23 protein-coding genes are annotated in these 25,546 nt (G+C 35.9%); 10 read left to right on the top strand and 13 right to left on the bottom strand.

From position 1 onward, the window contains the following. The first annotated feature begins 491 nt into the window (after positions 1-491). Genes hutH through GXM17_RS11710 form a run of 3 tightly spaced genes read left to right on the top strand, consistent with a single transcriptional unit; the run spans position 492 to position 4,070 of the window. Positions 492-2,006: a histidine ammonia-lyase gene (gene hutH, locus GXM17_RS11720; protein WP_163399514.1), complete on the top strand. Its 1,515-nt coding sequence runs from the start codon at positions 492-494 to the stop codon at positions 2,004-2,006. A gap of 48 nt (positions 2,007-2,054) precedes the next feature. Further along, positions 2,055-2,699 carry a DUF47 domain-containing protein gene (locus tag GXM17_RS11715; protein ID WP_031455407.1) on the top strand — a complete coding sequence of 215 codons (645 nt, stop codon included), beginning with the start codon at positions 2,055-2,057 and terminating at the stop codon, positions 2,697-2,699. Between the two features lie 30 nt (positions 2,700-2,729). Continuing rightward, positions 2,730-4,070 (top strand): inorganic phosphate transporter, encoded by a 1,341-nt coding sequence (locus tag GXM17_RS11710; RefSeq protein WP_163399513.1) that lies wholly within the window; start codon positions 2,730-2,732, stop codon positions 4,068-4,070. 108 nt (positions 4,071-4,178) lie between these two features. Here GXM17_RS11710 and GXM17_RS11705 read toward each other — a convergent pair whose 3' ends face one another. The 8 genes from GXM17_RS11705 to GXM17_RS11670 form a co-directional block, all read right to left on the bottom strand. Next, the gene (locus GXM17_RS11705; RefSeq protein ID WP_163399512.1) at positions 4,179-4,928 is read right to left on the bottom strand and encodes an acyl-[acyl-carrier-protein] thioesterase; all 750 of its coding nucleotides are present in this window, start codon (positions 4,926-4,928) and stop codon (positions 4,179-4,181) included. An 82-nt stretch (positions 4,929-5,010) separates the two neighbouring features. Continuing rightward, complete coding sequence (miaA, locus tag GXM17_RS11700; RefSeq protein WP_163399511.1) at positions 5,011-5,931, bottom strand: tRNA (adenosine(37)-N6)-dimethylallyltransferase MiaA; 921 nt, start codon at positions 5,929-5,931, stop codon at positions 5,011-5,013. Positions 5,932-6,083: 152 nt separating this feature from the next. Beyond that, positions 6,084-6,920 (bottom strand): ion transporter, encoded by an 837-nt coding sequence (locus GXM17_RS11695; protein ID WP_163399510.1) that lies wholly within the window; start codon positions 6,918-6,920, stop codon positions 6,084-6,086. Positions 6,921-6,950: 30 nt separating this feature from the next. Continuing rightward, on the bottom strand, positions 6,951-8,312 hold the full coding sequence (locus tag GXM17_RS11690) for an exonuclease domain-containing protein (protein ID WP_163399509.1): 1,362 nt from the start codon (positions 8,310-8,312) through the stop codon (positions 6,951-6,953). A gap of 130 nt (positions 8,313-8,442) precedes the next feature. After that, the gene (locus GXM17_RS11685) at positions 8,443-8,790 is read right to left on the bottom strand and encodes a four helix bundle protein (protein ID WP_163399508.1); all 348 of its coding nucleotides are present in this window, start codon (positions 8,788-8,790) and stop codon (positions 8,443-8,445) included. Positions 8,791-8,861: 71 nt separating this feature from the next. Then, entirely contained in the window at positions 8,862-9,551 is a 690-nt protein-coding gene (locus tag GXM17_RS11680; RefSeq protein ID WP_163399507.1) for a YggS family pyridoxal phosphate-dependent enzyme, read from the bottom strand. Positions 9,552-9,563: 12 nt separating this feature from the next. Then, complete coding sequence (locus tag GXM17_RS11675) at positions 9,564-10,457, bottom strand: 3-hydroxyacyl-CoA dehydrogenase family protein (protein ID WP_163399506.1); 894 nt, start codon at positions 10,455-10,457, stop codon at positions 9,564-9,566. Between the two features lie 88 nt (positions 10,458-10,545). Further along, positions 10,546-11,511 carry a Gfo/Idh/MocA family protein gene (locus GXM17_RS11670; RefSeq protein WP_163399505.1) on the bottom strand — a complete coding sequence of 322 codons (966 nt, stop codon included), beginning with the start codon at positions 11,509-11,511 and terminating at the stop codon, positions 10,546-10,548. A 204-nt stretch (positions 11,512-11,715) separates the two neighbouring features. On the opposite strand from GXM17_RS11670, the gene GXM17_RS11665 reads away from it, so the two are divergent. Next, positions 11,716-12,357 (top strand): protein-L-isoaspartate(D-aspartate) O-methyltransferase, encoded by a 642-nt coding sequence (locus GXM17_RS11665; RefSeq protein WP_163399504.1) that lies wholly within the window; start codon positions 11,716-11,718, stop codon positions 12,355-12,357. A 193-nt stretch (positions 12,358-12,550) separates the two neighbouring features. Here GXM17_RS11665 and GXM17_RS11660 read toward each other — a convergent pair whose 3' ends face one another. The 3 genes from GXM17_RS11660 to GXM17_RS11650 form a co-directional block, all read right to left on the bottom strand. Continuing rightward, positions 12,551-13,783 (bottom strand): ATP-binding cassette domain-containing protein, encoded by a 1,233-nt coding sequence (locus GXM17_RS11660; protein WP_163399503.1) that lies wholly within the window; start codon positions 13,781-13,783, stop codon positions 12,551-12,553. A 65-nt stretch (positions 13,784-13,848) separates the two neighbouring features. After that, on the bottom strand, positions 13,849-14,238 hold the full coding sequence (locus GXM17_RS11655; RefSeq protein ID WP_163399502.1) for a DUF1398 domain-containing protein: 390 nt from the start codon (positions 14,236-14,238) through the stop codon (positions 13,849-13,851). Between the two features lie 24 nt (positions 14,239-14,262). Continuing rightward, positions 14,263-15,255: an alpha/beta fold hydrolase gene (locus GXM17_RS11650; RefSeq protein ID WP_163399501.1), complete on the bottom strand. Its 993-nt coding sequence runs from the start codon at positions 15,253-15,255 to the stop codon at positions 14,263-14,265. Positions 15,256-15,485: 230 nt separating this feature from the next. Here GXM17_RS11650 and GXM17_RS11645 point away from each other — a divergent pair, with 230 nt between their 5' ends. Beyond that, positions 15,486-18,497: a LamG-like jellyroll fold domain-containing protein gene (locus GXM17_RS11645; protein WP_244307385.1), complete on the top strand. Its 3,012-nt coding sequence runs from the start codon at positions 15,486-15,488 to the stop codon at positions 18,495-18,497. Between the two features lie 78 nt (positions 18,498-18,575). Here GXM17_RS11645 and GXM17_RS11640 read toward each other — a convergent pair whose 3' ends face one another. Together GXM17_RS11640 and GXM17_RS11635 are read right to left on the bottom strand one after the other, a co-directional pair. Continuing rightward, entirely contained in the window at positions 18,576-19,013 is a 438-nt protein-coding gene (locus GXM17_RS11640) for an acyl-CoA thioesterase (RefSeq protein WP_163399500.1), read from the bottom strand. Positions 19,014-19,334: 321 nt separating this feature from the next. Continuing rightward, positions 19,335-19,817 carry a hypothetical protein gene (locus tag GXM17_RS11635; RefSeq protein ID WP_163399499.1) on the bottom strand — a complete coding sequence of 161 codons (483 nt, stop codon included), beginning with the start codon at positions 19,815-19,817 and terminating at the stop codon, positions 19,335-19,337. A 533-nt stretch (positions 19,818-20,350) separates the two neighbouring features. Between GXM17_RS11635 and dnaK the strand changes: the two genes are divergently transcribed. The 5 genes from dnaK (at position 20,351) to GXM17_RS11610 (ending at position 25,439) form a co-directional block, all read left to right on the top strand. After that, positions 20,351-22,234: a molecular chaperone DnaK gene (gene dnaK, locus GXM17_RS11630; protein ID WP_163399498.1), complete on the top strand. Its 1,884-nt coding sequence runs from the start codon at positions 20,351-20,353 to the stop codon at positions 22,232-22,234. 202 nt (positions 22,235-22,436) lie between these two features. Beyond that, positions 22,437-22,994, top strand: coding sequence for a helix-turn-helix domain-containing protein (locus GXM17_RS11625; RefSeq protein ID WP_167522119.1), 558 nt, complete (start codon positions 22,437-22,439; stop codon positions 22,992-22,994). After that, the gene (locus tag GXM17_RS11620; protein ID WP_163399497.1) at positions 22,991-24,241 is read left to right on the top strand and encodes a site-specific integrase; all 1,251 of its coding nucleotides are present in this window, start codon (positions 22,991-22,993) and stop codon (positions 24,239-24,241) included. The genes GXM17_RS11625 and GXM17_RS11620 overlap by 4 nt, the downstream gene beginning before the upstream one ends. Positions 24,242-24,246: 5 nt before the next feature. Then, positions 24,247-24,996 (top strand): hypothetical protein, encoded by a 750-nt coding sequence (locus tag GXM17_RS11615; RefSeq protein WP_163399496.1) that lies wholly within the window; start codon positions 24,247-24,249, stop codon positions 24,994-24,996. Positions 24,997-25,103: 107 nt separating this feature from the next. Further along, the gene (locus GXM17_RS11610; protein ID WP_163394678.1) at positions 25,104-25,439 is read left to right on the top strand and encodes a helix-turn-helix domain-containing protein; all 336 of its coding nucleotides are present in this window, start codon (positions 25,104-25,106) and stop codon (positions 25,437-25,439) included. The last annotated feature ends 107 nt before the right edge of the window (positions 25,440-25,546 follow it).

The following is a 25,546-nucleotide window of genomic DNA, read 5'->3' as shown; positions in this document are numbered from 1 at the left end:
AGAAAGAAAAGTATAGATAAACAGGATTATATGTAAAAATGTATACCCCTAAGGGGTAGTGATTGTTGTAGTAGTAATTGTTGTAGCAGCAGTTGCAACTCTTGTCTGAGCTGTCATTGAAGATTGATATTTTATGCTGTTACGTTTCATTTTTGATTTTTCAAAAGTACAGTTTTTTGTAAAAGTTAAAAAGTCAAAATGCCTTTTTGCGAATATTTTAATAATTCAAGTGATAAAAAATCAATATTGAGTATTTGTTAAAATTAGGTGTGCTGAGTTGAGTTTTTGATATATTTTGAATTGAAATTCATTTGGTTAATGAATTTATTTTTTGACTGTATTTGTGTTAAACAGATATTGTACTTCTTAATTTAGTATTGTGAAATAAATAATTTTGAAAAATTGCTTCTTTATAAATTTCAATTATTGTGATAAAATGTTGCTTTTTAATGTTGATTTGTTGAATTTTGATGCTTTAATTAGAAATTACCATGAAGGAAATCCATTATATTAGTACTGAAACCATAACTTTAGAGACTTTACAGGAAATTTTAAGTCACGATAAGGCATTAGAATTGTCTGAAGAAGCAAAAGTAAATGTTCAGAAGTGCAGGGATTATCTGGATAAAAAGATAGTTTCGCATCCTGAGCCTATTTATGGAATCAATACCGGTTTTGGATCGCTTTACAGTGTGAGAATTTCGGATGAAAACTTATCGAAGCTTCAGGAAAACCTGGTGAAATCCCATGCATGCGGAACCGGGGATGAAGTTCCTGCTGAAATTGTAAAATTGATGCTGCTTCTTAAAATTCAGTCCTTAAGTTACGGACACTCGGGAATACAGTTACTGACATTAAACCGTTTAATTGATTTTTATAATAATGATATTCTTCCGGTCATATATACGCAGGGTTCTCTTGGAGCTTCAGGGGATTTGGCACCTTTGGCACATTTGTCCTTACCTTTAATAGGAGAAGGGGAAGTTTATTTTGAAGGAGAAAGAAAAGCCGCTGCAGAAGTTTTAAAACATTTTAATTGGGAGCCGATTGTTTTGCAGTCAAAAGAAGGATTGGCATTATTAAACGGAACCCAGTTTATGGGAGCTTACGGGGCTCATATTTTGATTAAAGCCTATAAGTATTCGTATCTGGCAGATTTGATTGGAACCATTTCACTTGAAGCTTTTGATGGCAGGATTGAACCTTTCAGTGAATTAATACATTTTATACGCCCTCATAAAGGGCAGATTATAACGGCACAGCGAATCAATGAATTTTTAGAGGGAAGCGAAATTATAGCACAGCCCAAAAAACATGTTCAGGATCCGTATTCTTTCCGTTGTATGCCTCAGGTTCACGGAGCATCGAAAGATGCGATTGATTATGTCCGAAAAGTATTCAAGACAGAGATTAATTCGGTTACTGATAATCCTAATATATTTATAGAATCTGATCAGATTATTTCAGGAGGAAATTTCCATGGGCAGCCTCTGGCTTTAGCATTGGATTTTATGGCTATTGCTTTGGCAGAATTAGGCAGTATTTCTGAAAGAAGAACGTATCAGTTGATTTCAGGATTGCGAAATCTCCCTGCATTTTTGGTAGATAATCCGGGGCTGAATTCAGGATTTATGATTCCGCAATACACTGCGGCAAGTATTGCAAGTCAGAACAAACAGCTGGCAACACCGTCAAGTGTAGATAGCATTGTTTCGAGTAACGGACAGGAAGATCACGTGAGTATGGGGGCAAACGGAGCAACAAAGGCCTTGAAAGTTATGGACAACTTAGAGCGTATCCTGGCAATCGAATTGTTAAATGCTTCGCAGGCTATTGCATACAGAGAGCCTTTAAAATCAAGTGATTTCATCGAAATGTTTTTAAGCAGTTACAGAGAAATTGTGCCTTTGGTTAAGGAAGACAGAATCTTACATTATGATATTGAGAAGACTATTTTGTTTCTCAATAGTTTCCAAATTGAAAACGATTTGTTAACAATGGCTTAACATTGTAAAATATTAATGAAGTAATTTTGCACTATCAAAAATATAAAAATGTCAATAAACAGTATTTTCCAATTTTTAGTGCCGAAAGACAAGAAATTCTTTCCACTTTTTGAAGAAGCTTCAAGCAATTTAATTGAATTAGCTTCTAACTTACACGAAGCTGTAAACCTTCCATTAAAAGAAAGAGAAGTTCTTTTTCAGAAAATCGATGAATTAGAGCAAAAAGGAGAAGACATTACACGTCAAACCAATCTGGAGCTGAGCAGAAACTTTATTACCCCTTTTGACAGAGAAGATATTCATACCTTAATTACTTCAATTGATAACGTTGCGGATTACCTTCACGGAGCATCAAGCAGAATGAAATTGTATCAGGTTGATAAGATTACAAAATCAATCAGAAAAATGACAGAAATCAACTTAGAGGCCTGTCAAAATATTGATAGTGCGGTAAAAGAACTAAGAAATTTAAAGAATTTCAAAGTCATTAAAGATGCCTGTGCCAGAATTAACAAACTGGAAAACAAATCTGATAATGTTTATAATAAAGCAGTTTTTGAAATTTTTGAAAATGAAACAGACGCTAAAAATATTATTAAATATAAAGAAGTGTTATCTGTTTTAGAATCAGCAACAGACAAGTGTAAGAGTGTTGCAAATATACTTGAATCTATTTCTGTAAAACATTCTTAATTCAATTTTTCATTCTGAAGTTATAATTTTATGACTATACTTATAATTATTATAGTATTAGCTTTAATTTTTGATTACATCAATGGTTTTCATGATGCGGCAAATGCTATAGCTACTGTTGTTGCTACAAAGGTACTGACGCCTTTTCAGGCTGTAGTCTGGGCAGCGTTTTTTAACTTTCTGGCGTATTGGGTTTTTGGATTTGGTGTTGCAGATACCGTAGCAAAAACAGCCCATACCACAGACATTAATCTTGTTGTTATTTTAGCCGGTGTTATTGCTGCAATCTGCTGGAACTTACTGACCTGGTGGTTAGGGATTCCTTCGAGTTCTTCGCATACTTTGATTGGAGGATTTGCCGGTGCAGCTGTTGCTCACGCAATATATATGCATGGTTTCTCGGATTATACAGTAATTGAAAATGGTGTAACGGTTACAAGACATTGGTACGAAATCGTAAGCTGGTACAAAGCAGGAAAAGACGGAGGTATGCCTTCGGGAGTTTTTATTATTATTGCTTTTATTGTTTTGGCACCATTGGTAGGAGCATTAGCCTCTTATTTAATATCAATCTGGTTATTGAATGCTTCACGAAAAAGTATTTTGCCTAAAATATTTACAATAGCCTTGATGATTGCAACTATTTGGTTTGTTTACAGCCAAATGGTTCCTTACGAAAAAATAGAGAAACCAAGATTTGAGTCTCACTTTTGGAGCGTAGCTTTTGATGCACATAATATTAAATGGTTTTTAGTCGCTTTTATTATTCTTACTGTTAGCGCTTTTTGTTTGCTGTTCAGTAGTTTGAATTTACATCAGGCTGATGCGGCTTTGAAAAAAATGCAGTTATTATCTTCTGCAGCTTTCAGTTTAGGGCACGGAGGAAATGATTCTCAAAAAGTGATGGGTATTATTGCAGCTGCGGTTGCAGTATATATCAATACAAATCCGGGTGTTCATATGGAATCGTGGTTAGATGTTGTTCTTCCAAATGATGACAAGGGAATAAAGGGTGTAATGCCGGGCTGGATTCCGTTAGCGTGTTATTCTGCAATTGCTGCGGGAACTTTGAGTGGTGGCTGGAAAATTGTAAAAACAATGGGTTCTAAAATAACAAAAGTAAGTTCGTTTGAAGGTGTTGCTGCTGAAACTGCAGGTGCTTTGACACTTTACTTTACGGAGCATTTAAAAATTCCGGTAAGTACAACGCATACCATTACAGGATCTATCATCGGGGTTGGATTAACGAAACGTGTATCTGCAGTACGATGGGGGGTAACTGTAAGTCTGATCTGGGCATGGGTATTAACGATTCCTATTTCGGCTATTTTAGCAGGATTGATTTACTTTGTATTGAGCGTTTTTATCTAAATTGGTAAAATGATTTTTGTGAAGTGTAAATTACATTTTAAGATATAAAAAAAGCTGGTTTCAATTAAGAAATCAGCTTTTTGTTTTCTTGTGGATATTATAAAAGGCTTATTTTTTCCAGTTTAGCTGTAAGGCATAACAGGTTTTTTTCCCTTTGGTTATGCTGAAAGTGGTTGCTGCATTTTCTTCGATTTCACTTTCGTGAATAACTACAGTGTCTTTTAATGAAAGTTCCTTCATAAAATTCATTTCAAAGCTTTCTACTTCCTGTTTCAGGATTTTTTTTGGGTTGACATGGTCGAGACACCATTCGAGATATTTTACGTTGTTAACGTGGTTTACAATATCAAGATCCGATAAATAAACTGTTTTTTCGAATACAGCTTCTTTGTCGTGATTGATATTGATTTTCGAAAAACCTTCTGTTGTAGCTCTTTTATCCGGAAATAATTCAAAATGTTCATAAGGCAATGCCAAAGCTTCAGGGCGACGTAATTGTGTGTTAAAAACGGCCCAGTATGTTTCACAGCCTACAATTTTTTTTCCGTTGACATGCATTTCCAGCGCACGTACAGAACGTGAATTTTCAAGGCTGTTAATCCAGGTGGTTACCGTTACGATATTGCCTGATTTTGGCAAATCTGTAATTTCAACACGCATCCGGCTTAAAACCCATGCCTGATGATACGCCTGCATATCATAAAAGCTGATACCGCCAACTTCTGAATGTGCCGCTGCAGTCAATTGTACAATATTACACAAATCGGTATATTTTAAAGAACCGTTTGGGGTACATTGTGTGAAATTGATTTCCCAGTTTTTGCTTAGAATGGATGTGAAGTTTGGTGATATTGGCATTTGAGTTTAGACTTCTTAGATTGTTGGACTTCTTAGATTTTAGATTTTTCGAAAATAGAATTAAGAATAAAGAGTAAAGATTTTATTGTACAATTTCGTCAATATACTCTATAATTTTTTCTTTCTCAGTCAAATAATCAAACCATTTGGTATTTTCGTTTCGTTTGAACCAGGTTAATTGTCTTTTAGAAAATCGTCGGGTATTTTTCTTGATTTCCTCAATGGCAAACGGCAACGCGAATTCACCGTCAAAATAACTGAATAATTCTCTATAACCAACCGTTTGAAGTGCATTTAACGCTTTATTAGGATATACTGCTTTTGCTTCTTCAAGTAAGCCTTCGTTCATCATATTATCAACACGCTGGTTGATTCGGCTGTAAATTACTTCTCTGTCCGCTTCTAAACCAATTAAGATGGGAGTGAAGTTCCGGTTGTTTTTCTTTTGATTCAAAAACGAAGAATACGGTTTTCCCGTTCCGATGCAAACTTCTGTAAAACGCATCATTCTTTGCGGGTTTTGAAGTGTCTGCGGATTTTCTAAAGTGATTTTCTGAAAGTATTCCGGATCCAGGTGTTGTAATTGCTCCTGTAAATACTCAATTCCAAGCTTTTCGTAATTTGAATTGATTTCTGAACGTATTTCGGGATTGATTTCCGGGAATTCATCAAAACCTTTCAATACAGCATCGACATACAATCCTGAACCGCCAATGAGAATCGCAAAATCATTTTTTTGGAATAATTCTTCTAGCTTTAAAAGCGCTTCTTTTTCGTAATCACCAACAGTATAGTTTTCGAAAATCGATTTGTTCTGAATGAAATGATGTTTTGCAGCTGCTAATTCTTCCTGATTTGGAACTGCTGTGCCAATCGTCATTTCTTTAAAAAACTGGCGGCTGTCGCAGGAGATTATTTCGCATTTGAAATGCTGTGCCAATGCAATACTCAAGGCGGTTTTGCCTATAGCTGTTGGTCCGACAATGGTAATTAGATGTTTCATATTTTTTAGCCCGGATGGGAATGGAAACCCCGGACTTATCTTTGTTAGTTTTTGTGGCATAAAAGAAGCGACTTTAGAAGATGCTTTTATGACTTAAAAAAACAACAAAGATAAGGAGGAGTTGCAATGTACAGCCGGAATAGCTTCATAAATTAATGATGTAATTCGGTTCCGCATTCGTGACAGAATTTAGCGTTGTCAAAATGAAGCTGTGAGCCGCACACCTGGCAGGAGGTTTTTGTAGTGACGGTATTGTTTCTGAGACTTTTTTTAGCAAATTCGGCAGTTACGATTCCGGTTGGAACAGCTATAATTCCGTAACCCAAAATCATGACCAGAGCAGCGATGAACTGACCCAGGGGAGTTTCTGGAGAAATATCTCCATACCCAACGGTTGTTAAGGTTACGATTGTCCAGTAAATTCCCATTGGAATGCTTGAAAACCCTGAAGCTTCACCTTCAACGACATACATTACCGTTCCAATAATGATAGTACTGATTAAAACGAAATAGATAAAAACCAGGATTTTTTCTTTACTGGCATCAATAGCTTCTTTTAACTGAAATGACTGATGAGAAATCTGCGGGATCTGAAGAATTTTGAATAATCGGAGGAAACGGAGTGCTCTTACAATGGATAAAATGCTGGCTCCCGGAAAAAACATGGATAAATACATGGGCAATACTGCTAATAAATCGATAATTCCATAGAAGCTGAAAATGTATTTTAAAGGTTTTTGTATGGAAATAATCCTTAAAATATATTCTACTGTAAAAAATATGGTGATTATCCATTCGCAGATCCATAACTGGGAATGGTATTTCGAATTTATACCCTGAACTGTGTCGAGCATAATTAATAATACGCTCAATAAAATCAGTCCTAAAAGAACCAAATCGAACATACGTCCCAGCATAGTATTTGTGCCATAAAGAACGATTTTGACTTTTTCCCTAAAGATTTCGTATTGTGATTTTTTGTTTTTCATATCCTTAAAGATAATGAAAGTTTTGTTTTACTAAAATTGAAGTATTTTTAAAGATTTACTTTTTCGGATGTATTGCTGAATAATGTTTTTTACGTCGCGATTGTGCTGCATCGGAATCAGGATTTTTTTCAGGATTTCGATATTGGTAATCTGATAATTTAAATCGTAATAAGCATAACCTTTATAGATGCCGTTTTCGATTAAAATTGCGCTTCTTTCGTTTATGTTTCGGCCTCTGTCGAGCAAAATCATACTTTTGTTTTCGAAACTGTTTTCAGCAATAAACTGCTGAACTCTTAAATTGTAAATTTCAGGAGTAACTTCACCAATGCAGGCACCGTCACACTCCTTGATTTTGTATTGAAAACACTCTTTTTTTGTCTGATACAGACCTGTTAATTTCTGGCATAAATGATACTTTGCCGTGAACTTGAAAAGGGCATTTTTGCCTTCCTGCAACGAAGCAAATGAGGTAATTTCTTTTTTTCGACCATCCGCTTTTCCGAGGTTTACGTTCAGATAACCGTTTGAATCTTTTTCTACATAAATGGCGAATGGAAAAACACTCTTTTTTTGTGAGCGGTTATATCTGGGGCGGTTTATTTTTACCTCCTCACTTTCTTTCAGCAAAGCAATTAACTCGCTTCCTGTTTCTTCATAGGTGATGGTAAAAACTTCTGCCTGTATTTTTTTGCTTTTTGTCGTAATTCCGGTAAAATGCTGGTTGACCCTTTTTCGTATATTCAGGCTCTTGCCTATATAAATTAAATGTCCGCTTTCGTTATGAACATAATAAACGCCGGTTTTAGAAGGCATCTGGTTTACAAGATCCTGAAGTTTTGGCGAAATTCCTTTTTCAATTTCGAATTTCACAAAATCTTTGACAATGGTTTTTTCCAGGTCTTTTTCGAGTAATATTTTGAAAAGCTTAGTTGTAGCGATAGCATCTCCGCTTGCACGATGTCTGTCGGCAATTGGAATTCCGAGTGAACGGACTAATTTTCCTAAACTGTAAGAAGGCTGTTCGGGAATTAATTTTTGAGCTAATTCTACAGTACACAGTGTTTTAGATTCGAAATTATAGCCCAAACGTCTGAATTCGGTACGAAGGATTCGATAGTCAAAAGAGGCATTATGTGCTACAATAATGCAATCGGTCGTAATTTCGATGATTCGTTTGGCAACTTCATAAAACTTAGGAGCAGAACTCAGCATTGCATTGTTGATCCCGGTTAATTTAGCCACAAAAGGCTGAATCGGAATCTCAGGATTGACAAGACTGATGAATTGATCAACGACTTCGTGCCCATCAAATTTATAGATGGCGATTTCGGTAATTCCTTCTTCATTGAATTGTCCTCCGGTGGTTTCTATGTCTAGTATTGCGTACATGTTCAATTTCAATATCAAATATCAATGGCAAAAATCAATTTCAAAAATCAAACCCAATATCAAAAATCAATGTTTTAAATTGAAATCAGGTATTGTGGTTGTCATTTCCATTGTTATTGTAATTGAAAAATTATTTTTTGTTTATTATCATTTTTGATGAAATTGCTATTAATTCTTCAACCTCATTCAAAAGTAATTTTCTGTTTTCTTCGTTTCCTTCTTTAATATAATCTAAAATTTTCAATGAGTTTCTGGATTCTTTTAACTCCTTTACAACTAAGGAAACTTTAAATATAAAATCTTTATTACTTATTGTTCCCTGTGCTTCTCCAAAATTTAAAGAAGCACTTCCGGATGATCTGATTAATTGGTTTTTATAATATTCATTTTCAAAAATCTTTTCCAGCTGTCTGGTAAAGAAAATACATTCTCCCGCAAAACGAACCAGTCTGTCTTCAAAATTGAATATTTTTTCCATTTAAAATTTAAAATTTACATTGTAATTGATATTGACATTGACTTTTGTAATTGATTTTTGATATTGAAGCTTTAGCGCCCTCCAAAAATACTGCTGCCAATCCTCACCATGGTGCTTCCGCACTCAATAGCCAATTGATAATCGCCTGACATTCCCATTGAAATGGTTGAAAAATGAGCTGCTGTAGAAATACATTGCTGGGTATCCCTGCATTGTGCATCTTTGTTTTGCAGGGAATCAAAAATTGATTTTAAATGCAGGAATTCTTTTTTAATTTGGTTTTGGTTTTCTGTAAAAGTTGCCATTCCCATCAATCCTAAGATACGAATATTTTTCATGTCTTTAAATTCAGGTGAGGATAATAATTCTGTCAGTTCTTTTTCATCCAGGCCAAATTTAGTTTCTTCTTCGGCAATGTATATCTGAAGCAGGCAATCAATAACGCGATTGTTTTTTAAAGCCTGTTTGTTGATTTCCTGTAATAATTTCAAGCTGTCAACTCCATGAATCAAACTTACAAACGGTGCCATAAATTTCACTTTATTGGACTGAACATGACCAATCATATGCCATTGGATGTCCTTTGGCATTTGCTCGTATTTATCGGCCATTTCCTGAATTTTATTTTCGCCAAAAATACGCTGACCGGCTTCGTAAGCCTGCATCAGATCTGAAACAGGTTTTGTTTTTGAAACGGCAACCAGAGTTACGTGTTCAGGCAAACTTTTTTTGATTGTATTTAGGTTTGATGCTATTGACATGATAATTATTTTTTAAGAACGAGTAAACTGCTTCGAGATTTTCTCAGCCTTTTTACTTTCGCTGTAATCGTAAAAACCTTCTCCGGATTTTACACCTAATTTTCCGGCTCTAACCATATTAACCAATAACGGACAAGGAGCATATTTCGGGTTTTTAAATCCGTCGTACATTACATTTAAAATCGCAAGACAAACATCAAGACCAATAAAATCAGCCAATTGAAGTGGTCCCATTGGATGCCCCATTCCTAATTTCATTACGGTATCAATTTCATAAACGCCGGCTACATTATTATATAACGTTTCCATTGCCTCGTTTAGCATAGGCATCAAAATTCTGTTCGCTACAAAACCCGGATAATCGTTTACTTCAACCGGAACTTTACCTAATTTTTCAGATAAGTTCATGATAATTTTGGTCACTTCATCGCTGGTATTGTATCCGCGAATGATTTCGACCAACTTCATAATAGGTACAGGATTCATAAAATGCATTCCGATAACGCGCTCCGGATGCGCTACCACAGCTCCGATTTGCGTAATTGAAATCGAAGAGGTATTTGTGGCTAAGATCGTATTGTGTGAGCAGGATTCGTTTAATTGTTTAAAAATATTCAGTTTCAACTCTACATTTTCAGTTGCTGCTTCGACTACCAAATCAACTCCAACAACACCATCTTTAATATCTGTATAGGTAATAATATTGGTAATAGTTCTGGCAACATCCTCCTGGGTTAATGTTCCTTTAGCGAGCATTCTGTCCAGATTTGCAGCAATAGTTGCCATTCCTTTGTCTAATGCTTTTTCAGAAACATCGATTAGTTTTACAGTAAAACCGCTTTGAGCAAAAGTATGTGCAATTCCGTTGCCCATTGTTCCGGCACCAATTACAGCTATAGTTTTCATTTAATTTTGTATTTGTATTTTAAAATTTAAGGTTTAAAGTTACTTTTCAGCAAGCTTTAAACCTTAAATTTACAATTTATATTTTGTCTTATTTTTTAAAACAATCAATTATTTGGTATGCAACACGTAAAGCATCAGTTGCCTGTTCCAATGTTACAACAGGAGTTGTGTTATTATTGATGGCATCTGCAAATGAATTTAATTCGTCTAAAATAGCGTTGTTTTGCTCGACATCCGGATTAGTGAAATAAATTTGTTTTTTTACACCTTCGGCATTTTGAAGAATCATATCAAAATCTCCCGGAACTTCCGGAGCATCTTTCATGCGGACAACTTCACATTTTTTCTCTAAAAAATCAACTGAAATGTAGGCGTCTTTTTGAAAAAAACGTGTTTTACGCATGTTTTTCATCGAAATTCGGCTTGCAGTTAAATTGGCAACACAGCCATTTTCGAATTCAATTCGGGCATTGGCAATATCAGGAGTTTCGCTGATTACCGAAACACCGCTGGCATTGATGTTTTTTACATTTGATTTAACCACACTCAAAATCGCATCAATATCATGAATCATCAAATCCAAAACTACAGGAACATCAGTTCCGCGTGGATTAAATTCTGCCAAACGATGCGTTTCTATAAACATCGGATTTTCGATCATGTTTTTAGTAGCGATAAACGCAGGATTAAAACGTTCTACGTGACCCACCTGACCTTTTACATTGTATTCATTTGCCAAAGCAATAATTTCTTCAGCTTCTTCAACAGTGTTGGCGATTGGTTTTTCTATAAAAATATGTTTTCCTGATTTGATGGCTACTTTAGCACATTTGTAGTGCGAAAGGGTTGGGGTTACAATATCGATTACATCCACGGCGTGGATTAATTTTGCAATTGTGTTGAAGTTTTTATAGCCGAATTCTTTTGAAATCCTTTCGGCATTTTCCTGATTCTCGTCGTAAAATCCAACTAATTCGTATTTGTCAGATTGTTGTAATAAGCGTAAATGTATTTTACCTAAGTGACCTGCACCTAAAACTCCTACTTTTAACATTTGAATGTATTTTAAACAAAAATAGAATTTATTTGTCGAAAGTGAAAAAGAATTTAGCTAATTGTGAATTGTAAATTCTGAATTATGAGCAAGGGCTTTCGACTTTTGACTTTTGATCTTCAGCTTTATTAATTTAATAATTAAAAATCAATATTTGATTTCCTGTTTTGTTTCTTATTTTTGCGAAAATAAAACCTACCCATTTTGAAAGACACTGCCAAACATCAAGGACTTCGCAATCAATTAGTAAGCACTTTAGAACAAAAAGGGATTACTGATAAAGCGGTTTTGGATGCGATAAAAAAAATCCCGAGACACCTTTTTTTAAATTCGAGTTTTGAAGATTACGCATATCAGGATAAGGCATTTCCTATAGGAGCAGGGCAGACTATTTCGCAGCCTTACACTGTGGCTTTTCAATCGCAGTTGCTGGAAGTAAAAAAAGATCACAAAATTCTCGAAATTGGTACAGGTTCAGGTTATCAGACTGCTGTTTTGTTTATGCTGGGAGCAAAGGTATTTAGTGTCGAAAGGCAGAAAGAGCTGTTTAAAACAACTTCTAATTTATTTCCAAAATTAAATATCAGACCTAAACATCTTTCGTTTGGCGATGGATATAAAGGACTTCCGAATCATGCTCCGTTTGACAGTATTATTGTTACTGCCGGGGCTCCTTTTATTCCGAAGCCGTTAATGGCACAGTTAAAAATAGGAGGAAGACTGGTCATTCCGCTTGGAGAAGATGTACAGATTATGACTTTACTAATTCGTAAAAACGAAACACAATTTGAAAAGCATGAGTTTGGAGAGTTTAGATTCGTTCCTTTATTAGAAGATAAAAATTAATCATTTAAGCCGTTGGGTGTAATTATTAAAAACGTCAGTTCGAGTGTTTTTTGTGCAGAGAAAGAGAATAAAAAATCTATCGAGAACCGTTTTTAATGATAATTTTTCTGTTCTCGATACAATCCCGATGAAAAATCGGGATCACTCGAACTGACGAAAAATTATCATCAAAAACTAATTACATCCCACGGGTTCATTTAATTCTTCCAATCGACCCTGTTTCTGAAGGAATAAGTTCCAAAACAGAAGTAGGGGCAAGACCTTCTTCAATTCTGTGCGAGACATACAAAATAGCTACGTTGGTTTCCTGTCTGATGGTATTGATTAACTGGATCACCAAATCTACATTTTCATCGTCCAGACCTTCTACAGGTTCATCCAGAATCAATAAAGGCGGATGTTTTAAAACGGCACGAACTATCAGCGCTACTCTTTGCTGTCCGATTGACAAGTCTATAAAACGTTTCTTTTTCAGGTGACTCATTTCAATTGCTTCCAGCCATTGTGCTACAATTTGTTTTTGCAAAGTAGTTGGTTCAATATATAATCCTATAGAATCAAAGAACCCGGACAGGATCATTTCTTCCAGCGTATGGCTTTTCTGAAATAAATCCATCATAGAAGTGGTGTAAATTCCGATTTGCTTTTTGATTTCCCAAACGCTTTCACCGCTTCCTTTTTTTCTTCCGAATAAAAATAAATCCTGACCATATCCTTTTGGGTTATCTCCAGTAATTAAGGATAGAATAGTACTTTTTCCGGAACCGTTAGGGCCAATCAGCTGCCAGAATTCGCCTTGCTTTATAGTCCATGAAATGTTATTCAGAATTTTTCGATCCTGATAACTTACCGAAACATTCTCCATTTTTATTAATTCACTTTCGTGAAAAGTACCCTGTTCATGAGCCTTTGGAATGGCGGATGTATTTAAGGTTTTAAAATGGGTTGCAGACTTTGAAATAGGATATAAAGTAAAGGAGTTGTCTTTGATCTGAACCTTATTCAGTACAAAATCCATTAGATCAACCGTACGATTTACGAGCTGAATAATAGAAATTGTATCAGTCAGTTTTTCTAAAGAAAGAGCCAAAGCCAGACGGGAAGCCTGATCTAAATGATCGAAAGGATTATCGAAAATGATAAAATCCGGATTTTGGCTGATACAGTATTTTAAGAACTCTTTTTTGCGTTCGCCTGATGAAAATGTCCGCAATTGCCTGTGGGATTCCGGAGAAGCTTCAACAGATTCGTATTGATATTCTCTTTCGATGAATTTTTCGATTGAAATATCGGAAAATAAAATTCCTTTTTGGTTATTAAAAACGGCTAATTCTTCTTTTGCTTCGCCGGAGAGCAGTGTGTCTATGAACTTTTTTTTATTGACCTGATTGGTTAAAAGAATGTCCCAATGTTGTTTTTGATGCATTATGTATTTCTTGAAAGGATATTGTTGTGAGGCTGCTATTGGCAGATTGTTATTTAATTATTCTCTTAACCCGGAATTTTTTCGATCAATATTTCATTACCTGATTTGTCAAAATAGGTACAGGTCATTTCCATGATATCAACACGCCATTTTGCGATTCCACATTGGCCGGAGTGATTGCAGAACGTGATATAATCCGTCTGCCCATCCTGGTGTGCTACAAGGAATTCTATAAAACGCTCTTTATTAGCTGTATCTTCAACTTTTATTTCAGGATATTTTTCGTCTGAAATAACAGAATAGTTATTTACACCATAATATTCAACGTGGCCGTCATTTACAAAGGTATCATACCCTTTTACGCCCAAAATAATTAAATCCTGTATATAATTTGGAAAATCGGCACCGCTTTTTACTTTGGCGTGCGCCTCTTTTATTTGTTCGATTGTAAACATAAAATTTGATTTAAGGTTCTACTTTTATTGCTTCAAAAATACAATTAATGGTTTTATAAACTGATCAAAAGATTCAATGTGTGGCAAATGTCCGATATTTTGAATTTCTACTAGTTTGACATTCGGGATGGCTTTTTGAGTTTTTTTGCCCAGTTCGGCATAATTGCCCAGTGTTTTTTTGACTTCTTCAGATGCCCATTGTTTTCCTAAAGCCGTCTTATCCCTTGTTCCGATGATTAAAAGTGTAGGACTTTTGATATTTTTAAATTCATATAAAACAGGTTGGGTAAAAATCATGTCGTACATCAAAGCCGAATTCCATGCTACAATATCGTAGTCAGGTGCAGTTGTCCAGCCGGCACCAAGTTCAGCCCATTTTTGGAAATCGGCGTTCCATTTTCCATCATAATAATTGGTCATTTGGTATTTTTTGATGGCTTCATAATTCTGTTTTAATTCGCTTTCGTACCACCAGTCTATGGTTTTATATGGTACGACTGTCTTCCAGTCTTCTAAACCAATTGGGTTTTCAAGTATTAATTTCTCAGCAGTTTCTGGATACATCAACGCAAATCTTGTTGCCAGCATTCCACCCATGGAATGTCCTAAAACAGCTGTTTTTTCAATTCCCAAATGCGCTAAAAGTTTTTTGGTATTCTCAGCAAACTGCTGAAAAGTATATTGGAAATTATCCGGTTTTGATGATTTTCCAAAACCAATCTGATCCGGTACAATAACCCTGAAGCCTTCTTTTGAAAGGGCTTTTATGGTAGTTTCCCAATACGCTCCGTTGAAATTTTTTCCGTGAAATAAAACGATGTTTTTATTATTGTAATTCGCAGGAGTTACATCCATATAAGCCATTTTAAAAAGCTGACGCTGATTGTTCAGATCAAAAAACCTGACCGGAAAGGGATATTCATAATTAGTTAAATTAATATCCAGTTGTTTTATTTTTTCCTTTTGTGAAAAGCAAAGAAAAGGAATTATGAGTAGTAGAATTTTTATTTTTTTCATCTCTGTATGTTTTAATTGGCTGTCTTATAAAATTAAAGCTTACCATTATAAAAAGCAAAACATAAAATCCTAAAGTTATCAGAAAATTAATTCTGTAAGAAAGATTTTTCTTTTTAAAAGAAAATGGGATAAGTTGTAAGTAGTTACGGAAGATACAGGATGGAACAGGACAGACTCTCAGTGGCTTATAATTAAATTAGTTATAACTATTTAACCAATTTTAACCAATTATGAAAAAAATTACCATAACGTTTAAGCATGCGCTTAAAGTTTTTATGATTTGCGGATTAATGACCACAGCCAGTCATTTGGATGCCCAGACACTGGCTTTTCCGGAAGCTACAGGCTTTGGAAGATTTACAACAGGAGCGAGAGGTGCTGCCAATCCTCAGATTTATTTAGTAACCAATTTAAATGACAGCGGACCGGGGTCTTTTCGCGATGCCGTTAGTCAGGAAGGAAGATTTGTAATTTTTAAAGTAGGGGGAATTGTTAATTTACAATCTCAAATTGTTGTAGCGGCTAATACTACCATTGCCGGACAGACTGCTCCGGGAGAAGGAATTGTATTTTTAGGACCAAGAGTTACCTTTACTGGTTCTAATAATACCATTGCGAGATATCTTCGAATTCGTTACGGCGGAACTTCTCAAAATCAGGACGCATCTGGACTTGCAAATGGTGCCAATATGATTTTCGATCACATGACTTTTACCTGGGGTACAGATGAAGTTTTTTCAATCAATTCGGATGGGAAAGGAGTGAGTCCTGATAATATCACGATTCAGAATTGTATTATCGGTCAGGCGTTGCATCGCCACAATCACTCTGCAGGAGGTTTAATTCAGCCCCCGGCAGGAGGAAAAGTAAGTTTGATTGGAAATTTATATATCTGTAATAAAACCCGAAACAATAAAATAAAAGGAATTAATGAGTTCGTAAACAATGTTGTTTATAATTGGGGGAATTACGGAAATACATACGGTCACAGCGAATCGGGAGAAGCTTACATAATGGGAGGTGATTCTGCAGGAAGTTCTGATGTAAATATTATCAATAATTATTTTATCGGTGGACCAAATACCGAAGCTTCAACTGCAACTCCCTTCAACAGAGGAAATGCGAACTTTAATTTATATGGTTCAGGGAACTATTTTGATAATAATAAAAACGGTATTTTAGACGGGAACCTGGTTCCTGCAGATTTAACAGGATATCCTACAGGAGATGCAGCAACCATTTTGTCAACGCCTTATGATTATCCAATGAAAAATACAACATTGTCAGCTGAGGATGCTTACAATAAAATTGTATCTGGTGTTGGAGCTTCCTATCCAAGACGTGATCAGGTCGATAATTTAATGATTTCAGATTTGATGTCTAAAGGAACAACTGCTACGTATGTGTATGTACAAACTGATTTGACCAGCAAATTTGGTTTCATCAATGGTGGGGCAGGTCATGTATATGGTGCTCCGGCTCCTTTAGATACAGATAATGATGGTATGCCGGATGTATGGGAAGATGCTAACGGATTGGATAAAAATACGGCAGATGCTTTGGCAGTGAGCACTACAAACGCTCCATATCTGAATATCGAGGTGTATATTAACGGATTGACCAGTACTGCGCCTGCAGATTTTATTATTCCGCCATCTAATGTCAATTTTACGAATGTGGTTTCTACTGAAGTTCCGCCAGCAAGTTCTTTAACAATCAACTGGATTGACGGTGCGACAAATGAAGACAATTATATCGTAGAGCGTTCAGAGAATGGTACTGATTTTAATGTAATTGCGACCCTTGGGGCAAACACTACAAGTTATAATAATACAGATTTGCTTCCTAATACACAATATTATTATCGCGTTAAAGCAAAAAATAGTACAGAGTCGTCTGTATATGAAACAGCAACCATTACTACGCCTCCAATTCCGTCGGTTCCTACGAAAGCATCTGCACCAAATCCGGGAACAGGACTAACAAATATCCAGCTTTCAGGAGGTAATTTAACGTTGAAATGGACGGGTAGTACGAACACAACAAGCTATGCAGTTTACTTTGGTACAGATCCTTTAAACCTGGCTAAACAAGCCGATGTAGCTTATGTTGCTGCTCCAACATATCAGCTTACAGGATTGAGTCCGGCTGTAACATACTATTGGAGAATTGACGCTTCTAATGCAAAAGGAACAACAATCGGAGATGTGTGGAATTTTCGTGCCTTAACACCTGAACTTGTGGGACACTGGCCATTTAAGGAAGCAGCTGGGGAAGGTGAGCAAATTGCGGATCTTTCAACTTATGCAAATAACGGACAATTGGATGCAGCTTTTGATAATACTTCGGTTAGGGTAACAGGAAAAGAGAACAAAGCCATAGATTTTGCTACATTATTGCCCAATAAACTAATGGTCAGTATTCCAAATGATGATCACATACTCTTTGATAAAAATTCTTTTACTGTTTCATTCTGGATGAAAGCAGATGCCAGTTTAATCCCTGCTGGTTCAACATCAAGTTCTTATATATTATGCAAAGGCTCAATGACAAAAAATACAACGACAGGGGCAACAGGCAAAAGGTTTAATTTAGAAGTTAAAAGCAACCAGCTACGATTTGCTATAGATGATGATAAGAATAAAACAGAAATCAATTCAGGAACGAATTCAGCACCTAACTATTTTAATGGAAATTGGGTCAATGTGATTATCATGAGAGACCTTGCCACTTCAAAACTGAGGATATATACCAATGGTGCTCTTACTAAAGAGGGAGCTGACGGAACAGGAACTTCGGTGGGGATTGGTGAGCCAACTGATTTAGTAATAGGTAATATCGGGGCGTTGGAGTTAAATGCTAATACTACCCCGGCACCGTACAAAGGATTGTTTGACGAACTTAAAATTTTCAATTATGCATTGACTGCGTCTGAAGTTCAGGTATTATTTAATGAAGCAAAATTGAATAACGAAAAATTCAATCAAAACAAAAACAATGTTGTCGTGTATCCTAATCCTGCAAAAGAGAAAATTTTTATCAATATTCCTGATAGTAATTTATCTTTTGTGACTGCGACTTTAAGCGATGTAACCGGCAAAATTGTCGTTAAAGAAAAGATTTCATCTGATGGGAATGGCATTTTTACTCTTAATATAGCGAATAAAAATGTGTCAGAACTTTATATCTTAAATGTCTCTGGAGAAAATTTAAACAACAGTTTCAAAATAATGACAGAATAATTAAAAACAGTTTACAGACAAAAAAAACCGTTACATTTATTTGTAGCGGTTTTTTTTATTTTAAGTAATGCGGTTTATTTACAAACCGACAAAATCATCGCTTTTTGGGAAAATACTCAACGCCTGAACAGCAATTTCCGGAGTTGGGGAAGCCAGTTTACGCAGTTTGGTATCCATCCAGGCACCGTCAACAGTTATTGTAGCACAAAGCGTATCGTCTTCTCTTCTAAATTCGTGAATGATTGACCAGCGTGAAGCATCGGCTTTCATTTTGGATGTTTTGGTATGGATGAAAATCTTATCAGAAAGTTTTAACTCTTTTCTGAAAACACATTCTTCCCTAAATAAAACAGGACCAAAGTTTTGTTCCTGCATTACTCTCAAAGTCAAACCAAGTTCTTCAAGGATTTCGATACGATGCTGCGCGCCAAAGTCGTAATAAGCACTGTGACGAACATGAAAATTTGGGTCAAGATCTGACCAGCGAAAGGATATTTCTTTTATAAATGAAGCCATTTTTATTGTATTTTGTAAATAATTTTAGGATACGAAATTACTAATAAAAATGAAACGGTTTTATTGAAAGTTTTAGTCTTGTCCTCTCTGTTGACATTACTTATTAGAACCTTTTTTAGGTTTCCTATGGGATGATTATTTTTCGTTTCATTTTTCTTTCGATTTCGGGTAATAGTTTATCATTTAAAATGGTATTCATGCTTTTCTCAATATTTGGAAAATTTGGTGGACTAAGTATATTTTTCTTTTTAATGTTCGCGATATTTCCAACATTAAAACTTGAAACTACTTCATTGTTATTTAAATTTATAAAAGCATTATTTAAAAAATATATGTCATTTTATCTCCAGCAATAATTACTGTTTGTTCAAATTGTAATCCAAAATAACCATTTACAATAAGTAAATAGTCCAAATTGTATTTCGTTTTTATATTTTTTAAATCTTCGCTTAAATATTCATGTTTTTCGGTGTAATAATTTTGATAACTTTCACTATTAACAGGTTCTTTTATTTGAGTGATTTTAAGATTTAAAGAGTCTAAATTTTTTAAATATGCATTAATTATTCTTTCAGTCGGGTTTCCTGTTCCTGTTGCTAAAAACTTATATGCACCATAAAAGAGATCCTTATTCTCTAAAACTTTTGCATCAACAATTGGATTTCCCATTGCCTGTCTAGTTATCTTGCATGGACCATCTATATTAAAAATCACACCTATTTTTTTCTGTTCAGAATTTTGTGAATAGCTAAAATTAAAAAGTGCTATTATACTTATTATAAGAAAGGTTTTTTTTAGTTTCATTTTTATTTAATTAATATTGAATTTAAATTTTTAACAAAAATATCCGAAATGATGTAAAGTGTTTTTTCTAAATGGGATATTTAACGAAGATAATTTTTTTGACTTATTGCATTATTAAACTATTAACATCTGAAAAAGTATTGACTACTTCTCATTTTACTATTCAGTTTCTTCATAATCAGGGCAAAGTAAGTACCTGACTAAAGACTGAACCAAATTTTTGCGTAAACTTAAAATAGATTAAAAGAAACATTCTGATGAAAATTAGTGCCTAGCCCTGATAGAAATGAAAATCCTTTTATGGCGGGGTTCGCCATAAAAGATTGCAATGTATAGCAGGAACAGCTCCTGATAATGACACGTAAAAGCACTGATATGCCAACTCTGTCAGGTTTTGAAAATGTCATGTTGTCAGATGATTTTTGAAGCTTCGACAGTAAAACTGACAAATTACTTTGGATTTTTATATTGGCACAAAGATTGACTTATGCCACATGAGTTTGAAATTAAATCAAAAATTAAATATATAAAAAATGGGTAAAATAATCGGAATTGACTTAGGTACGACGAACTCTTGTGTTTCTGTAATGGAAGGTAACGAAGCAGTTGTTATCCCTAATGCAGAAGGAAAAAGAACAACTCCTTCTATTATCGCTTTTGTTGAAGGTGGAGAAATTAAAGTAGGAGATCCTGCAAAAAGACAAGCAGTAACGAATCCTACAAAAACGATTGCTTCTATTAAACGTTTTATGGGACACACTTTTGCTGAAACTGAAGGAGAAGCAAAAAGAGTTCCTTACAGTGTTGTAAAAGGTGACAACAATACGCCACGTGTGGATATTGACGGTCGTTTATACACTGCTCAGGAGTTGTCTGCAATGACACTTCAAAAAATGAAAAAAACTGCTGAAGACTATTTAGGTCAGACTGTAACTGAGGCAGTTATTACAGTTCCTGCTTACTTTAACGATGCACAGCGTCAGGCTACAAAAGAAGCGGGAGAAATCGCTGGTCTTAAAGTTATGCGTATCATCAACGAGCCAACTGCTGCTGCACTTGCTTACGGATTAGACAAAAAAGGAACTGACCAGAAAATTGCTGTTTACGATTTAGGTGGAGGTACTTTTGATATCTCTGTTCTTGAATTAGGAGACGGTGTATTTGAAGTATTGTCTACAAATGGTGATACTCACTTAGGAGGTGATGATTTTGACCAGGTTATTATTGACTGGTTAGCTGACGAATTCAAATCTGAAGAAGGTATTGATTTACGTTTAGACCCAATGTCATTACAGCGTTTGAAAGAAGCTGCTGAAAAAGCTAAGATTGAATTATCTGCTTCTGCTGAAACAGAAATCAACTTACCATACGTAACTGCTACTGCTTCCGGACCAAAACACTTAGTTAAAAAATTAACACGTGCTAAATTTGAGCAATTAGCTGATTCTTTAGTAAAACGTTCTATGGAGCCTGTTGCTAAAGCTTTAAAAGATGCTGGTTTATCAGTTTCTGATATTGACGAAGTGATCTTAGTAGGTGGATCTACACGTATCCCAAGAATCGTTGATGAGGTTGAGAAATTCTTTGGTAAAAAAGCTTCTAAAGGAGTTAATCCTGATGAGGTTGTGGCTATCGGAGCTGCTATCCAGGGAGGTGTATTGTCTGGAGATGTAAAAGATGTATTGTTACTTGACGTTACTCCGTTATCTTTAGGTATCGAAACTATGGGTGGTGTAATGACTGTTCTTATCGAGGCTAACACTACTATTCCAACTAAAAAATCTCAGGTATTCTCTACTGCTGCTGATTCTCAGCCATCTGTTGAAATCCACGTTTTACAAGGTGCCAGAGCAATGGCTGCTGATAACAAAACTATTGGTCGTTTCCACTTAGACGGTATCCCGCCAGCACCAAGAGGAGTTCCTCAAATCGAGGTTTCTTTTGATATTGATGCTAATGGTATCATCAAAGTTTCTGCTACTGACAAAGGAACTGGAAAATCTCACGATATCCGTATCGAAGCTTCTTCTGGATTAACAGCTGAAGAAATCGAAAAAATGAAAAAAGATGCTGAAGCTAACGCTGATGCTGACAGAATTGCAAAAGAAAGAGCTGAGAAACTGAACGAAGCTGACAGTACTATCTTCCAGACTGAATCTCAATTGAAAGAATTAGGAGATAAATTGACAGACGATCAAAAAACAGCTATCGAATACGCTTTAACTGAATTGAGAATGGCTCACCAGTCTCAGGATCTTGACGCAATCCAAAAAGGATTAGACAATGTAAATGCAGCCTGGAAAACAGCTACAGAAGCAATGTACGCTCAGGGTGGTGAAGGTCAACAAGCTGCTCCACAACAAGAGCAGGCTTCTGGAGACAATGTTGAAGACGTTGAATTCGAAGAGGTCAAATAATTACTGATTAACATCAGTTAATAATAAGTGTTAAACCGCTGTAAACGAAATGTTTACAGCGGTTTTTCTTTTTTATTCTTTTTCGTTTCTGCTGTTTTTTAATCATTTTTTGTCATATATTTGTACCATATTTGTACCGGCACTTAAAAGGAGACAAAGTGGCACTTATGTCTACTTATGGTACCTTAACGAGGAGACAAAGATGATAAAAAGAATAAATAAGCAATGTCTTAACTGCGGGGATGATTTTCTGCCTAAAACTGTGGCTTCTGTTTACTGCTCACATTTATGCAGTAAAAAAGCATACAAACTCAAGATACTGCGCCTTAAAAATGAAGCGGAGCTCAAAGCGCTGGCAGATAAAATACCTGAGGACAGGGCATTTATTTCTGTTCCGGAAGCTGGTATGCTTTTTGGTGTTGCCAAAAGGACCCTTTATAGGCTTGTCGGCCAGAGGAAAATTCCGTCAGTTAATCTGGGAACCCGCCTTGTAAGGATAGACCGTAGAGTCATGGAAGAGATGTATGGCCCTGCCCGCAGCCTGCCGCAGGCTGAAAGTGCACCGAAGAAAAAATTATACAGCCTTGAAAAAGAAGACTGCTATTCCATCGGTGAAATAGCTCAGAGATTTCAAATATCAGAAGGTTCAGTCTACAATCATATCAGGAAATATTCAATACCAACCAGACAGATCGGAAAGCATGTATATGCTCCAAAAGCAGAAATTGATAACTTGTATAACGGAAATGATTTTATATGAAGCAATTAGCAAAGACCAAGGTGACTGTGCGTCTGCGGAAAGCAGAAGACCGAAAAGAATGGTATGTTTATATAGAAAGCTATCCTGTAGAGGTTTCCGGAAAGAAAGCGCCCCAGAGAATCCGTGAATATTTAAACAGATCCGTAACAACAGTGGAGTGGGACAAGAAAAGAGCTGCCCGCACAGATGCAGAGGGTATAAAATCGTATAAACCCAGACGCAGCGATAACGGAATAATAATCTGCAGAAGCGAAAGCGACCGTGAGATAATGCTCTATGCTGACGCAGTGCGTAATATCCGGCAGAAAGAATACGATAATACAGATCTGTACAGTGATGCTGAGAGCCTATTAGCTGAACAGAAAGAAAAAGCAAAAGAGGATTTTATTAAATACATTGCTGCTACGGCGGCTAAAAGGCACGCCCAAAGTTCAAAATCCATTCAGATCACTTGGCAGCGGAGCAGAGAATTTTTAAAAAGCTATTCCAAAGGCAGCTTAATATTTTCCCAGATTGACAGCAGAATGGCGGAAGATTTTAAACTGTTTTTATTATCAGCTCCGCGCGGGGGAGGCAAAAAAGGAACCATTTCCCGCAACACTGCGGGAACGTATTTTTCCATATTTAAAGCAGCTTTGAAACAGGCCTTTATTGATGGATATTTAAACGTTGATTTATCTTCAAAAATAAAGGGTATTCCCGAGGAAGATTCAAGACGTGAATATCTGACTATTGAAGAATTGAATGCATTGGCCGAAACTCCCTGCGAAAAAGACGTCCTTAAAAGAGCGGCGCTTTTCTCAGCGCTCACAGGTCTGAGGCATTCCGACATTCAGAAGCTCCGCTGGAAAGAGATCAGTTTGGAAGACGGCAGGGCTAAGCTGCATTTCACGCAGAAAAAGACAAAGGGTGTCGAATACATGCCTATTTCCCAGCAAGCTTTAGATCTCTGCGGAGAACCGAGGCTTCCCGGGCAGTTTGTTTTTGAGGATCTGCCGGACCCGTCGTGGATTTCACGCCCTCTGAAAAAATGGGTTGAATCGGCAGGCATTAGAAAAAACATTACTTTCCACTGCTTCCGCCATACATTTGCAACACTGCAGCTGTCGAGCGGGACAGACATCTATACGGTAAGCAAAATGCTAGGGCATACCAACGTAAAAACTACTGAAATCTACGCCAAAGTAATAGATGAGAAGAAAAACAGAGCTTCGCAGGCAATACAATTGGAATTTTTAAAGAAATAAGCGCAATGAAAATTAAATACTTTGAATATATCACAGTTTACCTGTCTGTTTTTTTAGTCTGCGTCTTTGTCGGCATAATCGGAAGACTGGTGCTGCTGGAAAAAGGTGCTGATGAATATACAGCCGGTGTTTTTTTCTGGATCAGCACTGGATTTGGAATTTTAATGTTTGCAATTCTAAGTTTATTTCTTAACGATTTGGCTGAGAGATTACTGAATCGTTTTTTGAGGGCAAAAAAAAATGAATCGCCTGAAAGCCGGATTCCAGGTGAAGACCTTGAAAAAATAGAAGAGGTGCGGCAGGATGTTTTAATTAAACCCGCATTATCTGAGAATAAAAATGCAGCCAGAGATATTGAACAGATAAGGGAGGAACGGCAAAATGCAGTCAAAAATCAAAAACAGGCCAGAATTGATGCTGCCATCCGTTATTCGCAACAGGAGTTCGCGCTTTATGCGTCGGATGATGATCTGAAACAATTAGGCAAGAATATAATCATATATGCTGAAGGAATAAATTTCGAGAAGATTAGACCGGTAAAAGTAAAGGATCTGTCCAATCTCGATCTGTATCATTTCGGCTGGAATATCTGGAATTGTTTTAAAGTCAGCAGACAGGACAGAGCCGCACAGTTTTTAAAACTGACTTTTGCTGACGCTTTAAAAGATGTTGAAGTCAAAAGTATTAAAACGCATCTGAAAGATGATGAACAGAAAGGGCTTATAAAGATAATAGAAGATTTTACAGATTTTTAATTGCCAATACTCATAAAGCACTGTGTTTTTCAAGTGTTTTTGTTGTGAAGAAGGACACAGCAGAAACACTTTTTTCATTTGCACCATAATTATTAAAAACGATGGCTATGGATATAAATGAAATCTCTTTTGAAAACCTGCCCAAAGCAGTAGCACACTTAGTGAAAGAAATTGCCGAGATTAAACTTATGATTCAGAATGTACAGGTATTTGAGTCTAAAGAAAAAAGTATTCCTATTGGCATTGAAGAGGCCAGCCGGTTAATAGGGAAAGCAAAGCCTACAATTTACGCTCTTGTAAGGCAAAGAAAAATTCCGTGCTATAAATATGGTAAAAAGCTGTACTTTTTTGAAGAAGAACTTTTAGAATGGATCTCTAAAGGGAAAAAGAAAACAATCCAGGAAATCGAATCAGAAGCATTGAAATATAATCATAATAAATAGATGGATAATTTCCTGCAAGAATACAAGGGGCCTAGGTTCGAATCCTTCTGGGATCACAAAAATTAATTTTTAGCTTGCTTTAAATTGATTAAATCACTGAAAACCCG

The organism is Flavobacterium fluviatile, assembly GCF_010645065.1.
Taxonomy (GTDB): domain Bacteria; phylum Bacteroidota; class Bacteroidia; order Flavobacteriales; family Flavobacteriaceae; genus Flavobacterium; species Flavobacterium fluviatile.
Note: the sequence above shows the minus strand (reverse complement) of the source record. Positions and strands in the feature narration are given on the sequence as shown.

What these genes read in the sequence shown, in the direction of transcription:
- hutH (WP_163399514.1), top strand. Translation starts at nt 492, where the DNA reads ATGAAGGAAATCCATTATATTAGTACTGAAACCATAACTTTAGAGACT.
- GXM17_RS11715 (WP_031455407.1), top strand. Translation starts at nt 2,055, where the DNA reads ATGTCAATAAACAGTATTTTCCAATTTTTAGTGCCGAAAGACAAGAAA.
- GXM17_RS11710 (WP_163399513.1), top strand. Translation starts at nt 2,730, where the DNA reads ATGACTATACTTATAATTATTATAGTATTAGCTTTAATTTTTGATTAC.
- GXM17_RS11705 (WP_163399512.1), bottom strand. Translation starts at nt 4,928, where the DNA reads ATGCCAATATCACCAAACTTCACATCCATTCTAAGCAAAAACTGGGAA.
- miaA (WP_163399511.1), bottom strand. Translation starts at nt 5,931, where the DNA reads ATGAAACATCTAATTACCATTGTCGGACCAACAGCTATAGGCAAAACC.
- GXM17_RS11695 (WP_163399510.1), bottom strand. Translation starts at nt 6,920, where the DNA reads ATGAAAAACAAAAAATCACAATACGAAATCTTTAGGGAAAAAGTCAAA.
- GXM17_RS11690 (WP_163399509.1), bottom strand. Translation starts at nt 8,312, where the DNA reads ATGTACGCAATACTAGACATAGAAACCACCGGAGGACAATTCAATGAA.
- GXM17_RS11685 (WP_163399508.1), bottom strand. Translation starts at nt 8,790, where the DNA reads ATGGAAAAAATATTCAATTTTGAAGACAGACTGGTTCGTTTTGCGGGA.
- GXM17_RS11680 (WP_163399507.1), bottom strand. Translation starts at nt 9,551, where the DNA reads ATGTCAATAGCATCAAACCTAAATACAATCAAAAAAAGTTTGCCTGAA.
- GXM17_RS11675 (WP_163399506.1), bottom strand. Translation starts at nt 10,457, where the DNA reads ATGAAAACTATAGCTGTAATTGGTGCCGGAACAATGGGCAACGGAATT.
- GXM17_RS11670 (WP_163399505.1), bottom strand. Translation starts at nt 11,511, where the DNA reads ATGTTAAAAGTAGGAGTTTTAGGTGCAGGTCACTTAGGTAAAATACAT.
- GXM17_RS11660 (WP_163399503.1), bottom strand. Translation starts at nt 13,783, where the DNA reads ATGCATCAAAAACAACATTGGGACATTCTTTTAACCAATCAGGTCAAT.
- GXM17_RS11655 (WP_163399502.1), bottom strand. Translation starts at nt 14,238, where the DNA reads ATGTTTACAATCGAACAAATAAAAGAGGCGCACGCCAAAGTAAAAAGC.
- GXM17_RS11650 (WP_163399501.1), bottom strand. Translation starts at nt 15,255, where the DNA reads ATGAAAAAAATAAAAATTCTACTACTCATAATTCCTTTTCTTTGCTTT.
- GXM17_RS11645 (WP_244307385.1), top strand. Translation starts at nt 15,486, where the DNA reads ATGAAAAAAATTACCATAACGTTTAAGCATGCGCTTAAAGTTTTTATG.
- GXM17_RS11640 (WP_163399500.1), bottom strand. Translation starts at nt 19,013, where the DNA reads ATGGCTTCATTTATAAAAGAAATATCCTTTCGCTGGTCAGATCTTGAC.
- GXM17_RS11635 (WP_163399499.1), bottom strand. Translation starts at nt 19,817, where the DNA reads ATGAAACTAAAAAAAACCTTTCTTATAATAAGTATAATAGCACTTTTT.
- dnaK (WP_163399498.1), top strand. Translation starts at nt 20,351, where the DNA reads ATGGGTAAAATAATCGGAATTGACTTAGGTACGACGAACTCTTGTGTT.
- GXM17_RS11625 (WP_167522119.1), top strand. Translation starts at nt 22,437, where the DNA reads ATGATAAAAAGAATAAATAAGCAATGTCTTAACTGCGGGGATGATTTT.
- GXM17_RS11620 (WP_163399497.1), top strand. Translation starts at nt 22,991, where the DNA reads ATGAAGCAATTAGCAAAGACCAAGGTGACTGTGCGTCTGCGGAAAGCA.
- GXM17_RS11615 (WP_163399496.1), top strand. Translation starts at nt 24,247, where the DNA reads ATGAAAATTAAATACTTTGAATATATCACAGTTTACCTGTCTGTTTTT.
- GXM17_RS11610 (WP_163394678.1), top strand. Translation starts at nt 25,104, where the DNA reads ATGGATATAAATGAAATCTCTTTTGAAAACCTGCCCAAAGCAGTAGCA.